Below are 13,954 nucleotides of genomic sequence, written 5' to 3' on the forward strand. Positions count from 1 at the left end.
GTCAGAAGTCGAACTGGTCGATGTTGTCCTTGGTGAACACCGTCGGCGGGCCGAGCACGACCTCGCCCTTGGCGCCGATCGTGTAGTCACCCAGGTCGCCTGCCTTGTACTTCTCGCCCTCCGCGCCGGTGATCTGCCCGGACGCGAGCGCGGCGGCGGTGCAGGTCGCGAGGTAGCCGAGCTTGCTCGGGTCCCAGAGCGCGAACGACTTGACCGTGCCGTCCTGCACGAACTTGCGCATCTGGTTCGGCGTGCCGAGACCGGTCAGCTGGACCTTGCCCTTGTACTCCGACGAGCTGAGGTACCGGGCGGCCGCCGCGACACCGACGGTGGTCGGCGAGATGATGCCCTTGAGGTTCGGGTGCGCCTGCAGCAGGCCCTGGGTCTTCTGGAACGACGTCTGGTCGTCGTCGTTGCCGTACGCGGTCTCGACGAGCTCGAGACCCGAGTACTCGGGCTTCGCGAGCTCGGTCTTCATGACCTCGATCCACGCGTTCTGGTTGGTGGCGTTGGGGGTCGCGGACAGGATCGCGATCTCACCGGACCCGCCGACCGCCTCGCTGATCAGCTTCACCTGACCGGCCGCGATCTCGTTCGACGTGGCCTGGTTGATGAACACGTCCCGCGCGTCCGGCGCGGCGTCGGAGTCGAACGTGACGACCTTCAGGCCCTGCTGGCGCGCGCTCTTCAGGGCGGGCGCGACGGCGTTGGCGTCGTTCGCCGAGATCACTAGCGCGTCCTGCTTCTGCTGCGCGGCGGTGTTGATGTAGGTGACCTGCGAGGACGCGGCCGCGTCGGACGGCCCGGTCGGCTTCACCTCGGCCTTGATCGCGGTGCCCGCCTGTTCGGCGCCCTTCTGCGCCACGGTGAAGTACGGGTTGTTGACCTGCTTGGGCAGGAACGTGATCTTCAGCCCCTCCTTGATGGCGGCGTTCGGATCACCCTTCGCGGCGTTGGTGGCGCCGCCGGTCTGGTCACCGGCGCTGTCCTTGGTGGTGCCACCGCCGCAGGCGGTGAGCGCGACGGCCCCGGACACCACCAGGGCAAGCACTAAACGTGTGTTCATGGCGCGGCCTTCCTCAGACTTGCGACGCGACGGGTGACGGACGGGGCGAGAACGCTCACCAGCAGCAGGAGGCCGGTGACGATGGTGAGGACCTCCGTGGAGGTGTCCTGCAGGATCAGGAGGTTGCGCAGGCCGCCGAGCAGCAGCACGCCCGCGAGCACGCCGAACAACGTGCCCTTGCCGCCGAAGATGGACACGCCCCCGAGCAGCACGGCGGCGACGACGGCCAGTTCGAGCCCGAGCCCGTTGTCCGCACGGGCGCTGGAGAAGCGGAACGTGTAGACGATGCCCGCGATCGCGGCCACCGCCCCGGCGAGCACGAACAGGGACAGCTTGATCCGCTTGACCCGGATGCCGGAGAACCGCGCACCCTCCTCGTTGGCGCCGATCGCGTAGACGGACCGGCCGAACGAACTGGCGTGCAGCGCGACTCCGAACAGGACGGCGAGCACCGCGGCCAGCACGATCGGGTACGGGATGTCCGTGCCGGGCACCGGGGTCGTGCCGAACGACGTGTAGCTCGCCGGGAAGTCGGCGACCGCGGTGTCGCCCAGGACGACCAGCGCGAGGCCTCGGTACAGGGCGAGTGTGCCGATCGTGACGGCCAGCGACGGCAGTCCGAGCCGGGTGACCAGCAGTCCGTTGACCGCACCGCACACCGCCCCGACCACGATCACGGTCGGCAGGATCGTCTCGAGCGACCAGCCCGCGTTCCACAGCCAGCCGATCATCGCGCTCGACAGGCCGAGCACCGACGCGACGGACAGGTCGATCTCGCCCGCCACGACCACCAGCGTCAGCGGCAGCGCGATCAGCGCGATCTCGCCGATGTCGAGGCCGAGGTAGAAGAGGTTGCCGCCGGACAGGAACGAGCCGTCCGTGCCGGCCTGACCGGTCAGCGCGACGACGATCAGCAGGAACACCAGCGCGGTCTCCCACCGCAGGAGGTTACGCATGGCTGGTCCCTTCCGAGGTGCGCAGTGCCTTCGCCAGCCGCAGTGCGAGGAGCCGGTCGACGGTGATCGCGCTGAGCAGCAACGCGCCCGAGATCGCCTGCTGCCAGAACGCGGGGATCTGCAGCACCAACAGGCAGCTCGTGATCGTGCCGAGCAGGAGTGCGCCGAGCGCGGCCCCGGTGACCGTGCCCGACCCGCCGAAGATCGCGACACCGCCGACCACGACCGCCGCGACGACCTGGAGTTCGAGCCCCGTGCCCGCCGCCGCGTCGACCGTGCCGTACCGGGCCACCCACAGCGCACCGGCGAGGCCCGCGACGAGTCCGGAGAGGACGAACGTGGTGAGCGTCCGCTTCGCGACCGGGATGCCCGCGAGGGTCGCGGCCTCCGGGTTCGAGCCGATCGCGTACAGCTCGCGGCCGGACCGGTAGGAGCGCAGGTAGACGGCCGCCACCACGATGACCACGAGGGTGACCAGCACGAGCACCGGGATGCCCGCGACTCGGGCGCTGCCGAGGTTCAGCAGCGCGTCCGGGAGGTTCGCCGCGTTGACCTGCTTGCCTTGCGCGAGCGCGAAGTCGACGCCGCGGAACACGTAGAGCGTGCCGAGCGTGACCACGAGGCTGGGGACGTTGCCCAGCGCCACCAGAAGGCCGTTGAGCAGTCCGCACGCCAGGCCTACCGCGACGCCGAACCCGATGCCCGGCAACAGCGGGGTGCCGGGGTGGTCGGCGAAGTGCTGGGCGGTGAGGAACGCGGACAGGCCGAGCACCGAGCCCACGGACAGGTCGACGTTGCGGGTGATGACGACGAGGGTCTGGCCCACCGCGAGCAGGGCGACGATCGAGGCGTTGAGGAGGAGGTCGCGCAGGCTCTGCGGCTGGATGAAGCGCGGGTTGACGATCGCCGTGGGGATGACGACGAGCGCGAGGGCCACGACGATGCCTAGTTCGCGGACGCGGCCGACCCGGGTGGAGAGGCGTCGGGCCGCGGTGCGGCGCGAGGGTGCGACGGCGGGGGTGAGTTGAGCGGTCACGGGGCCACCGCCAGGGCTCGGTGCCCGACGGCCTTGCGGCCTGCCGCCGGGGTTCGGCTCACGACGGCCTGCCGGCCCACTGCCGGGGCGCGGCGCTCGACGGCCTTCCGGCCCGCCGCCGGGGCTGGGTTCGCGACGGTCTTCCGGCTCGTCGCTGCCGTCCAACCCACCGCCGTCCGGGCGGCGACCACGCGCCCTGCCACGCCTTCCTGCGCCGTCACTCCGCCCCCACCTGACCCGCGGCCGCCAGCGCCACCCGTTCCTCCGTCGCCTCGGCCCGCGAGAACTCCTCCACCAGCCGCCCTTCGTGCATCACCAGCACCCGGTCGGCCATGCCCAGCACCTCCGGCAGCTCCGACGAGATCATCAACACCGCCACGCCCTGCCCGGCCAGTTCCGACAGCAGCCGGTGCACCTCGGCCTTGGTCCCGACGTCGATGCCGCGGGTGGGCTCGTCGACGATGAGCACGGACGGCCCGCGCGCCAGCCACTTCGCCAGCACGACCTTCTGCTGGTTGCCGCCGGACAACACGCCGACGGGGTCGCCCAGCCGGGCGAACTTCAGCCGGAGCTTCACCGCCCAGTCCTGCGCCAGGGCGCGCTCGGAACGGCGCCGCAGCAACCCGAACGTCGACAGCCTGCCCAGCGAGGCGAGCGCGGTGTTGCGTTCGATGGACGCGTCCATCACGAGCCCCTGCTGGCGGCGGTCCTCCGGCACGAACCCGATGCCGGCGGCCATCGCGGCGGTGGGGGAGCCGTACTTGAGCTTGCGGCTGCCCACGTGCACGGAACCGCCGTCCGGGCGGTCGATGCCGAAGACGGCGCGCGCGACCTCGCTGCGTCCGGCTCCGACAAGTCCTGACAGGGCGACGATCTCGCCCGCGCGGACGTCGAACGACACGTCGGTGAACACGCCCTCGCGGGTGAGCCGCCGCACCGCCAGCTTCACCTCGCCCGGCTCGACGTCCTCCTTGGGGAAGAGCTGCGAGAGCTCGCGTCCGACCATCCGGCGCACCAACGAGTCCGGCGTCTCCGGCTCCAGCCCGCCGGACCACACGAACTCGCCGTCGCGCAGCACCGTGGCGCGCTGGCACAGCTCGAAGACCTCGTTCAACCGGTGCGAGACGAACAGCACGGCCGCGTCCTGCGCCCGCAACGCCCGCACCACACCGAAAAGTCGCTGCACCTCGTGGGCCGACAGGGCGGCGGTCGGTTCGTCCATGACGATCACGCGGGCGTCGAACGACAGCGCCTTGGCGATCTCCACCAGCTGCTGGTCCGCAATGGACAGTCCACGCGCCGGGCGGGCCGGGTCGAGGCGGACCCCCAGGCGGGAGAACAGCTCCGAGGTCCGCGCGTGCAGGGCGGCCACGTCGATGCGGCGGCCGAACCCGAGCGGCTGGCGGCCCATGAACACGTTCTCGGCCACCGACAGATCGCCGAACAGCGTCGGCTCCTGGTAGATGATCGCGATGCCCGCGGCCAGGGCGTCGGCCGGGCCGGAGAACCGCCGCTGCTCGCCGCCGACCAGCACCGCGCCCGCGTCGGGGCGGTGGACGCCCGCGAGGGTCTTGATCAGTGTCGACTTGCCGGCGCCGTTCTCCCCGAGCAGCGCGTGGGCCTCGCCGGGCAGCAGTTCCAGCGACACCCCGGACAACGCGCGGACGGCGCCGAAGGACTTGCTCACCTGCTCCAGTGCCACCACGGGAGGTCGGTCCACGTCCGTGTCTCCTCGATGTTGAAACGTTTTAACACCTGAGTTACGAGCACTCTGAGTGCGCTACATCACCATGTCAAGGGTTGCGGGGTACGATTCGTTGTCACGTTTCAACAAAGGAGCCGCCGGTGAAGCCGTCAGTGGGCATCCGCGACGTCGCGCAACACGCCGGCGTGTCCAACGCGACCGTCTCGAACGTGCTGAACCGGCCGGACGTCGTCGCCCCGGCGACCAGGCAACGGGTGCTGGCCGCGATCGAGCAACTGGGCTTCGTGCGCAACGAGTCCGCGCGCCAGCTGCGCGCGGGCCGCAGCAGGGTGCTCGCCTACGTCGTGCTCGACGCGGCGAACCCGTTCTTCACCGACGTGGCCCGCGGTGTCGAGGACGCGGCGCGGGAGGCGGGCCTCGCCCTATTCCTCTGCAACAGCGCCTCCGACGGCGGCCGCGAACGCGAGTACCTGGAGCTGCTGCACGAGCAACGCGTCGAGGGCATCCTGATCACCCCGGTCGACACGGAGAGCGCACAGCTCGCCGAACGCGGCACGCCGATCGTGCTGGTCGACCGCGAGGCGACGGACGGCACGCGGTGCTCGGTCGCCGTGGACGACGTGCTCGGCGGCGAGCTCGCGGTGACACACCTGATCGAGAACGGCCACACCCGCATCGCGATGGTCGGCGGCCCGCTGTCCATCCAGCAGGTGCGCGACCGCCGCGAGGGCGCGCTGCGGGCCCTGCGCAACGCCGGTCTGCCGGACGACGCCCTGGCGTTCCTCGAGACGAGGAGCCTGCAGGTCTCGGAGGGCCGGGGCGCGGGGGAGAGGCTCGTCGGCCTGCCCGCGTCCCGCCGGCCCACCGCGGCGTTCTGCGGCAACGACCTGGTCGCACTCGGCCTGCTCCAGTCGATGACGCAGCAGGGCCTGCGCGTGCCGGACGACCTCGCCGTCGTGGGCTACGACGACATCGACTTCGCCGCGGCCGCCGCCGTGCCGCTGACGTCGGTGCGCCAGCCGCGCGAACAGCTCGGCCGCACCGCCGCCCAGCTGCTGCTCGCGGAGAACGAGCCCGACCACGAGCACCGGCACGTGAAGTTCCAGCCTGAGCTGGTGGTCCGGGCCTCCACCGCGATCAGGAGACGCTGATCGGCGGCCGTTCGAAGCGGAGGAAGCCGCACGGTTGGATCACCCGTCGGGTGGGCACCCAGAGGTGGTCCCGAGCCCGAACGGAAAGGCCTTGCTCATGCCGTCGGACACAGTTCTCCTCGCCGACCGGTACAGGTTGGGTGAGGTGCTCGGCACCGGTGGCGTCGCGGAGGTGCGCCGGGCCAGGGACGTCCTGCTGGCCCGGGACGTCGCGATCAAGCTGTTCCAGCCGGGTGACGACCTCTCGGACGCGCGCCGCATCGACAAGGAGATCTGCGCGCTGGCCGGGCTGTCGCATCCGGGCCTGGTCAAGGTCTACGACGCCGACCCGTCCGGCGAGACGCCGTACCTGGTCCTGGAGCTCATCGAGGGCAAGACCCTGCGCGATCGCATCGCGAAGGGGCCCATGTCCGTCGAGGAGGTGCGACGGGTGGGGGCGGCCCTCGCGGACGCGCTGGCTCACGTCCACTCCCGCGGTTTCATCCACCGCGACGTCAAGCCGTCCAACATCCTCTTCGACGACGACGGCCTGCCGCGTCTCGCCGACTTCGGCCTGGTGCGCTCCGCGGACGAGGCGGGTCTGACCAGGACCGGCCAGGTGGTCGGCACGGCCGCCTACCTCGCGCCGGAGCAGGTGCGGGGCGAGGACCTCACGTCGGCGGTCGACGTCTACGCGCTCGGGCTCGTCCTGCTGGAATGCCTCACCGGGCAGCGCGAGTACCAGGGTGCCGAGGTCGAGTCCGCGGTCGCTCGCCTGCACCGGCCGCCGGCGATCCCGGACGAACTGCCGTTCGACCTCGTGCGACTGCTGTCCAGGATGACCTCCCTGAGCGCGGCCCGCCGCCCGTCCGCCCACGAGTGCGCCGAAGCCCTGCGCACCCCGTCCGCGGACACCCCCACCGTCGTCGTGCCGAAGCCGCGCTCCCGCGGACTGCTCGCGGCCGCGTCCGCCGTGGTGCTGATCTCGGCCATCGGCACGGGGATCAGCGCGTGGAACAGCGTCACGGCGACCGGTGCCGACCAGCCGGCGACGACTGCTCCCGCCTCGACCCGGACTCAGGTCCAGACCCCGGAGCAGACGGCCGGCTTCGCGCCGACGCCCGTCGCGGTGCAGCCGCTGCCCCCGGCCGACGCACCGCCCGCCGTGCAGGCCGTCGACAACCGCAGGGCCGAACCGCGGGACAAGGGCAAGGCAGCAGGCCCCGCCGCGGAACAGGACAAGCCGGGACCGGGCAAGGACAAGCCCGGCAAGGGCGAGAACAAGGGCAAGGGCTGATCACTCGTCCCTGTCGCGGTGGCTGCCGCGCAGGGAACCGGGGTGCGCCTTGGCTGCGGGGTCGTTGCGCGTCTTGACGAGACTCGCGACCGTGACGACCACCAGGATCGCGATGATCACGCCCAGGCTGAGCGGGGTCGGCACCTCGGGCACGCTCTCCGAGATGTCCACGTGCGCCCAGTGCAGGATCAGCTTCACGCCGATGAACGCGAGGATGATCGCGAGACCGGCCGAGAGGTAGACCAGCCGGTCGAGCAGACCCTTGACGAGGAAGAACAACGCCCGCAGGCCGAGCAGCGCGAACGCGTTGGCGGTGAAGACGATGTAGGGCTCCTCGGTCACGCCGAACACCGCGGGGATCGAGTCGAGCGCGAACAGCAGGTCGACGCCGCCGATCGCGACCAGCACGATGAACAGGGGCGTGGCGAGCCGCTTGCCGTCGACGCGCGTGAAGATCTTGCCGCCGACGTAGTCGTCCGTGACGGGGATGAGCTTGCGCGCGGTCTTCACCACGACGTTGTTCTCGACGTCGGGGTCCTCGTCGCGGTGCCGGAAGAGCTGCACGGCGGTGAAGATCAGGAGAAGGCCGAACAGCAGGAACATGAAGGAGAACAACGACAGCAGCGTCGCGCCCACGGCGATGAAGATGCCGCGCATGATCAGGGCCAGCACGATGCCGAACGTCAGCACCTTGTGCTGGTGCTCCTCGGGCACCAGGAACGTCGTCATGATGATCACGAAGACGAACAGGTTGTCGACCGAGAGGCTCTTCTCGACGATGTAGCCGGCGAAGTACTCCGCGCCGAAACCGCCGCCGTGCGCGCTGGCGAACCACACGCCGAAGGCGATCGCGACGAGGATGTAGAACACCGACCACAGGGTGGCCTCGCGGAAGCCGATCCGGTGTGGTCTCCACGCCGCCAGAACCAGGTCGACCGCCAGCAGCAGGACGATCACGCCGATCGTCGTCGCCCACGTCAGTCCGCTGATCTCCAGCACCGCAACCCCTCCGGCCGCCCGGTCCGTCCGCAGGGGACGTTACCGGGCGGACGGCCGGAGCGCCGTCAGGGACTCGTCGTGAACTCCGGTGTCGTCACCCGGTCGAACCCGACGCGCCGGGTCTGGCCGGTCATCGTCAGCTTCACCGCGGAGTGGATGTTCGCGCTGGACGTGCCGACGTGCAGCTCGACGTCGCCGGGATCGACCTGGCGGTGGCCCGCGCGGCCGGTGTAGGAGGTCAGGTCCGCGTGCAGCCGGGCGGTGACGGTGCGGGTCTCGCCGGGCGCGAGGTCCACCTTCGCCGCGCCGACCAGCTGCCGCACGGGCCGCGCGACCTCGGCGACCGGGTCGTGCAGGTAGATCTGGACGACCTCGCTGGTCGGGACGTCCGTGTCGTTGCGCACGACCACGTGCACCTTGCAGAAGCCGTCGGTCGGCCACTCGCGTTCCTCGCAGCCCGCGGTGACCCACGAGGCCGGTGCGTAGGAAAGGCCGTGCCCGAACGGGAACAGCGGCGTCGGGTCCACGTTGCTGACCTCGGTGCGCCTGCCGAGCTGCGCGCTCAGGTAGGTCGAGGGCTGGCTGGAACCGGCGCCCGGGAAGCTCACCGGGAGCCTGCCGGACGGGTTGACGCGTCCACCGAGGACACCCGCGAGCGCCGGTCCGCCCTCCTGACCGGGGTAGAAGCCGCACACGACGGCGGCCAGCCGGTCGACCTGCCGGGACAGGTCGTAGGGCCGGCCCGAGAGCAGCACGAGCACGACCGGCATGCCGGTGCCGAGCACCGCCTCCAGCAGTTCCTCCTGGCGGCCGGGCAGCTTCAGGTCCGCGGCGTCGCAGCCCTCGCCGGACGTGCCGTTGCCGAACAGTCCCGCCTGGTCACCGAGCACGACCACGCAGACGTCCGCCTGCCGGGCCGCCTCGACGGCCTCGGCGATCTCGTCGTCCGTCCCGCCGAGCACGGGACAGCCGCGTGCGAACACCACGTCGTGGTCCTGGCGCAACGCCTCCACCACGGTGGTGACGTCGACGCCGATCTCCACGTCCGGGTGGTGCACGCCGACGTGCAGCGGGAACGAGTAGCAGCCCATCATCGCGCCGGGCTCGTCGGCGCGCGGACCCACGACGGCCAGTCGCTTGCCCGCCAACGGGAGCACGCCGTCGTTCTGCAGCAACACGATCGAACGCTCGGCCACCTCGCGGGCGAGCGCACGCGACTCCTCGTCGTCCAGGTCGAGGTCCGCGGCGGGCGCGGGGGAGTAGTCCGGGTCCAGCAGGCCCAGCTCGACCTTCTGCGTCAGCACGCGCGTCAACGCCCTGTCGACGAGCTCGACGTCCACGCTCTGGGAGTACAGGCCTTCGAGCAGCGGCTCGCCGAAGCAGTCCACAGTGGGCAGTTCGACGTCGATGCCGGCCGTCAACGCCAGCGCGGCCGCGTCCTCGCGCCCGGCGGCGACCCCGTGCAGCTTGTGCAGGAACGCCACGGAGAAGTAGTCGGACACCAACGTCCCGGTGAAGCCGTACTCGTCGCGCAACCGGTCGGTGAGGAGCGTCGCGTCCGCGGCGGCGGGCACGCCGTCGTTGTCGGCGTAGGAGTTCATGACCGACCTGGCGCCCGCCTTCAGCGCCATCTCGAACGGCGGCAGGACCACGTCGGCGAACTCGCGCGGGCCGATCGAGACAGGGGCGTGGTTGCGCCCGGCGCGCGAGGCCGAGTAGCCCGCGAAGTGCTTGAGCGTGGCCACGATCCCGGCCAGCTCGAGGCCTTCGACGTAGGCGGACCCGATGAGGCCGACCAGGTGCGGGTCCTCGCCGATGGTCTCCTCGACCCGGCCCCACCGCAGGTCGCGCGTGACGTCGAGGACGGGCGCGAGACCCTGGTGGATGCCGAGGCGGCGCATCGAGTCGCCGAACTTGGAGGCCATGCGCCGCACCAGGTCCGGCTCGAAGCTCGCGCCCCAGCACAGCGGTGACGGGTACACGGTCGCCTGCCACGCGGCGAGCCCGGTCAGACACTCCTCGTGCGCCACCGCGGGAATCCCGAAGCGGCTCGCCTCGATGATCTGCCGCTGGGTGCGGGCGAGCGTGTGCGCGCCGACCTCGGGCGCGATCGGCCGGGTGCCGAACACGCGGGTGAGCTGGCCGATGCCGTGCTTGGTCAGCTCGTCGAAGTCCTGCGGTGCCACGGCGAACTCGTGCTGGTGCGGGGCCATCTCGCCGACGGCGTCGATGCCGACCCAGACGCCCTGCAGCTGCGCGACCTTCTCCTGCGGCGTCATGCGCGCGACCAGGTCGCGCACTCGGTCGGCCACGGGGGCGTGCGGATTGCGCCAGACCTCGTCCGGCGTGGTGGCTTCTGTCGTCACAGGAACAACCTCAGGGTGTCAGGGGACGTGTCGACCGCCGGACGACCAGGTCGGTGCCCAGGGTGATGTGGGTGTCGGCGGGCTCGTCGCCGTTGATGAGCCGCACCAGCAGTTCGAGGGCGCGGTGGCCCATCTCGCGGATCGGCTGCTCCACCGTCGTGAGCGGCGGTGTGCACAGCGCGGACTCGGGGATGTTGTCGAAGCCGACCACCGAGACGTCCTCCGGCACGCGCAGGCCGAGTTCGAGCGCCGCCTCGATGGCGGCGATCGCGGTGGTGTCGTTGGCGGCGAAGATCGCGGTCGGCCGGTCGGGCCCGCTCAGCAGCTCACGAGCGGACGCGGCGGCCACCTCGGCGTCGTAGTCGCCCCTGCGGACCAGCGACTCGTCGACCGGCACCCCCGCGCTGGCGAGCGCTCCGCGGTAGCCGGTCTCGCGCTGCTGCGCGGACTTCAGGTCCGCGCGGCCGGTCAGCATCGCGATCCTGCGGTGACCGAGTTCCAGCAGGTGCTCGGTCGCGAGTCGCCCGCCGTGCAGGTTGTCGGAGTCGACCGTGGGCAGCGCCGCGCGGCCGGTGTGCGGGTCGACCGCGACCACAGGCGTGCCGGGGATGCCTTCGAGGTCGACGGCGGGCGTGACCAGCACTGCTCCGTCGACGAGGGTGCCGCTCAGCCGCGTCAGGTACCGCTGCTCCCAGCCGTGGGGGTCACCTGTTCGGCCGCCCGCCGAGTAGACGACGAGTTCGAAGCCGGTGCCGCGGATGGCGTCCGCCGCGCCCTTGAGCAGTTCGGTGCTGAAGGGCTCGATGTCGGCGACGAGGATGCCGATGACGTTCGTCCGGTGGTTGCGCAGGCTCTGCGCGACGAGGCTCGCCTCGTACCCCAGGTCCTTGATCACGGCGGTGACCCGCGCGAACGTGTCAGCGGAGACGCCGTAGCGGTTGTTCAGGACCTTGGAGACGGTGGCGACCGAGACGCCGGCCTGAGCGGCGACGTCCTTGATCGTGACGCGGGAGCGTGGGGGCACCGGGTCAGGCTAGCCGTGTAAAACGTTATCGACAACGATTGACACGACACGGGTTCTCGCGGCAGTCTCTGGCCCCAACACACGCAGTCCAACCGGCCGACGTCGTCAGGAGTGGACCCCCGATGCGTTCCAGAAAGCCCCTTGCCCTCTTCGCCGCCGCGGCGTTCGTGCTGGCCGGGTGCGGTGGTGGTGGCGGTGATGCCTCCACTGAAGGCCCCGTGACGCTCACGTGGTGGCACAACAGGACCACCGAACCGATGAAGTCGAAGTGGCAGCAGATCGCCGACGACTTCCACAAGACCCACCCGAACACCTCGTTCACGATCGAACCGATCCAGAACGAGCAGTTCCAGACCAAGGTGCCCCTCGCTCTGCAGGGCAACACCCCTCCGGACCTCTTCCAGCAGTGGGGCGGCGGAGCGCTCGCCGACCAGCTGAAGTCCGGCAAGCTCGCCGACATCACCGAGGCCTCGTCCGGCTGGATCGGGCCGCTGGCCAAGAACGCCGACGGCTGGAAGGTCGGCGGCAAGCAGTACGGCGCGCCGTACCTGATGCACGCGGTCGGGTTCTGGTACCGCAAGGACGTCTTCGCCAACGCGGGAATCACCTCGACACCGACCACTGTGGACGAGTTGAACGCCGCCGTCGCGAAGCTGAAGACCGCGGGGATCGTGCCGATCGCGCTGGGCGGCAAGGACCGCTGGCCCGACGCGTTCTACTGGGCCTATTTCGCGGTGCGCCAGTGCTCGGTCGACACGCTGAAGAAGGCGGTCGAGAAGACCGAACTGGCCGACCCCTGCTTCACCAAGGCCGGCGAGAACCTCAAGAGCTTCCTGGACACGAAACCGTTCCAGGACGGGTTCGTCGGGACGCCCGCTCAGCAGGGGGCGGGCAGCTCGGCGGGCCTGGTCGCCAACGGCAAGGCGGCCATGGAGCTGCAGGGCGACTGGCAGCCCGACGTGATGCAGGCGCTCACCGAGGACAAGGAACTCGCCTCGAAGATCGGCTGGTTCCCGTTCCCGAGCGTGCCGGGCGGGCAGGGCGATCCGACCGTGATGCTCGGTGGCGGTGACGGGTTCTCCTGCACCACGCGTGCCGCCAAGGCGTGCGCGGAGTTCCTCGGGCACCTCGTCGGTGACGACGTGCAGAAGATCCTCGCCGAGACCAACTCCGGTCTGCCGGTGACCCCTGCCGGGGTGGCCGCGCTGAAGAGCGAGCCGCACAAGGTGATCGCCGCGGCCATGTCCAAGGCGTCGCACGTGCAGTTCTACTTCGACACCGCGTTCCCGACCAAGGTCGGTCAGGCCCTCAACGACACCATCGCGAACTTCTTCGCGGGTCAGGGCGGACCCGACACCATCGTGAAATCGGTGAGTGAAGCAGCTGCCGGGAACAAATGATGAGTGCCGCGATCACCACGCGGCCGCCGACCGCCCCCGTGCCGCACGCGCCAGCGGCCGGGGGCACCCGGCGGCGGTCCCGACTCCGCACCCGCCTCGAGCTCGCGTTGCTGCTGGCCCCGGCACTGGTGCTGTTCGTCGGATTCGTCATGATCCCGATCGGGGTCGCCGCGTACTACAGCCTCTACTCGTGGAGCGGCTTCGGCCCTCTGACCGACTTCGTGGGCCTCGACAACTACGTCGACGCCCTGTCCGGTGACGTCTTCCAGAGCGCCGTCGGGCACAACATGATCATCGCGGTGCTGTCGATCGTCGTGCAGCTGCCGCTCAGCATCGGCCTGGCCATGCTGCTCAACCGCAAGCTGCGCGGCCGGACGTTCCTGCGGATGGTCGTGTTCGCGCCGTACGTGCTGTCCGAGGCCGTGACGGCCGTGATCTGGCTGCTCATGCTGCAGCCCGGTGGGTTCGTCGACGAGGTCCTGCGCGCGGTGGGACTCGGCGGGCTCGTGCAGCTGTGGCTCGCCGACCAGTCGATGGTGCTCTACACGTTGTTCCTCGTGATCACCTGGAAGTACATCGGGTTCGGCGTGATCCTGCTGCTGGCGGGGTTGCAGGGGGTGCCGGCCGAGCTGCGGGAGGCCGCGGCCCTCGACGGCGCGAGTCCCTGGCAGACCACCCGGCACGTCGTGCTCCCGTTGCTGGGACCGACGATCCGCGTGTGGATCTTCCTCTCGGTGATCGGGTCGCTGCAGCTGTTCGACCTCGTCTGGATCATGACGCTCGGCGGTCCCGCCAACGCGTCGACGACCATGGCGGTCTACCTCACCGACCACGGCTTCAAGCGCTACGAGTTCGGCTTCGGCAGCGCGGTCGCGGTGATCCTGTTCATCATCTGCTTCGTGTTCGCGTTGTTCTACCAGCGGTTCGCCCTGCGCAGGGACACCGAGGGCGCTGTGACGTCGGGGGTGCGCTGAG

Annotated in this window: 12 protein-coding genes; 4 read left to right on the forward strand and 8 right to left on the reverse strand. The window is 70.5% G+C overall.

Going from position 1 to position 13,954, the window contains the following annotated elements:
* Window position 1: 1 nt before the first annotated feature.
* Genes rhaS through ND450_RS03460 form a run of 5 tightly spaced genes read right to left on the reverse strand, consistent with a single transcriptional unit; the run spans window position 2 to window position 4,778 of the window.
* Window positions 2-1,066 (reverse strand): rhamnose ABC transporter substrate-binding protein, encoded by a 1,065-nt coding sequence (gene rhaS, locus ND450_RS03440; RefSeq protein WP_253324699.1) that lies wholly within the window; start codon window positions 1,064-1,066, stop codon window positions 2-4.
* Complete coding sequence (locus tag ND450_RS03445) at window positions 1,063-2,022, reverse strand: ABC transporter permease (protein WP_253324700.1); 960 nt, start codon at window positions 2,020-2,022, stop codon at window positions 1,063-1,065. The genes rhaS and ND450_RS03445 overlap by 4 nt, the downstream gene beginning before the upstream one ends.
* Window positions 2,015-3,058 carry an ABC transporter permease gene (locus ND450_RS03450; RefSeq protein WP_253324701.1) on the reverse strand — a complete coding sequence of 348 codons (1,044 nt, stop codon included), beginning with the start codon at window positions 3,056-3,058 and terminating at the stop codon, window positions 2,015-2,017. Before ND450_RS03450 ends, ND450_RS03445 begins: the two co-directional genes overlap by 8 nt.
* The gene (locus ND450_RS03455; RefSeq protein WP_253324702.1) at window positions 3,055-3,279 is read right to left on the reverse strand and encodes a hypothetical protein; all 225 of its coding nucleotides are present in this window, start codon (window positions 3,277-3,279) and stop codon (window positions 3,055-3,057) included. The genes ND450_RS03450 and ND450_RS03455 overlap by 4 nt, the downstream gene beginning before the upstream one ends.
* A complete protein-coding gene (locus ND450_RS03460) occupies window positions 3,276-4,778 on the reverse strand; it encodes a sugar ABC transporter ATP-binding protein (RefSeq protein ID WP_253324703.1) in 1,503 nt (500 codons plus the stop codon). Before ND450_RS03460 ends, ND450_RS03455 begins: the two co-directional genes overlap by 4 nt.
* A gap of 125 nt (window positions 4,779-4,903) precedes the next feature.
* On the opposite strand from ND450_RS03460, the gene ND450_RS03465 reads away from it, so the two are divergent.
* Window positions 4,904-5,914 carry a LacI family DNA-binding transcriptional regulator gene (locus ND450_RS03465; protein ID WP_253324704.1) on the forward strand — a complete coding sequence of 337 codons (1,011 nt, stop codon included), beginning with the start codon at window positions 4,904-4,906 and terminating at the stop codon, window positions 5,912-5,914.
* 97 nt (window positions 5,915-6,011) lie between these two features.
* Window positions 6,012-7,190: a serine/threonine-protein kinase gene (locus ND450_RS03470; protein WP_253324705.1), complete on the forward strand. Its 1,179-nt coding sequence runs from the start codon at window positions 6,012-6,014 to the stop codon at window positions 7,188-7,190.
* On the opposite strand, the gene ND450_RS03475 is transcribed toward ND450_RS03470, so the two are convergent.
* The 3 genes from ND450_RS03475 to ND450_RS03485 form a co-directional block, all read right to left on the reverse strand.
* Complete coding sequence (locus ND450_RS03475; protein WP_253324706.1) at window positions 7,191-8,189, reverse strand: TerC/Alx family metal homeostasis membrane protein; 999 nt, start codon at window positions 8,187-8,189, stop codon at window positions 7,191-7,193.
* A 65-nt stretch (window positions 8,190-8,254) separates the two neighbouring features.
* The gene (locus ND450_RS03480; protein ID WP_253324707.1) at window positions 8,255-10,555 is read right to left on the reverse strand and encodes a glycoside hydrolase family 3 N-terminal domain-containing protein; all 2,301 of its coding nucleotides are present in this window, start codon (window positions 10,553-10,555) and stop codon (window positions 8,255-8,257) included.
* A gap of 10 nt (window positions 10,556-10,565) precedes the next feature.
* A complete protein-coding gene (locus ND450_RS03485; protein WP_089920099.1) occupies window positions 10,566-11,579 on the reverse strand; it encodes a LacI family DNA-binding transcriptional regulator in 1,014 nt (337 codons plus the stop codon).
* A 122-nt stretch (window positions 11,580-11,701) separates the two neighbouring features.
* On the opposite strand from ND450_RS03485, the gene ND450_RS03490 reads away from it, so the two are divergent.
* Together ND450_RS03490 and ND450_RS03495 are read left to right on the forward strand one after the other, a co-directional pair.
* Window positions 11,702-12,979 (forward strand): extracellular solute-binding protein, encoded by a 1,278-nt coding sequence (locus ND450_RS03490; protein WP_089920101.1) that lies wholly within the window; start codon window positions 11,702-11,704, stop codon window positions 12,977-12,979.
* On the forward strand, window positions 12,979-13,953 hold the full coding sequence (locus ND450_RS03495) for a carbohydrate ABC transporter permease (RefSeq protein ID WP_089920102.1): 975 nt from the start codon (window positions 12,979-12,981) through the stop codon (window positions 13,951-13,953). The genes ND450_RS03490 and ND450_RS03495 overlap by 1 nt, the downstream gene beginning before the upstream one ends.
* Window position 13,954: the final 1 nt, after the last annotated feature.

It is taken from the genome of Lentzea sp. HUAS12 (assembly GCF_024125735.1).
Classification (GTDB): Bacteria; Actinomycetota; Actinomycetes; order Mycobacteriales; family Pseudonocardiaceae; genus Lentzea; species Lentzea albida.

Coding starts and splice junctions, on each gene's coding strand:
- rhaS (WP_253324699.1), bottom strand. CDS start 1,066: ATGAACACACGTTTAGTGCTTGCCCTGGTGGTGTCCGGGGCCGTCGCG.
- ND450_RS03445 (WP_253324700.1), bottom strand. CDS start 2,022: ATGCGTAACCTCCTGCGGTGGGAGACCGCGCTGGTGTTCCTGCTGATC.
- ND450_RS03470 (WP_253324705.1), top strand. CDS start 6,012: ATGCCGTCGGACACAGTTCTCCTCGCCGACCGGTACAGGTTGGGTGAG.
- ND450_RS03490 (WP_089920101.1), top strand. CDS start 11,702: ATGCGTTCCAGAAAGCCCCTTGCCCTCTTCGCCGCCGCGGCGTTCGTG.
- ND450_RS03495 (WP_089920102.1), top strand. CDS start 12,979: ATGAGTGCCGCGATCACCACGCGGCCGCCGACCGCCCCCGTGCCGCAC.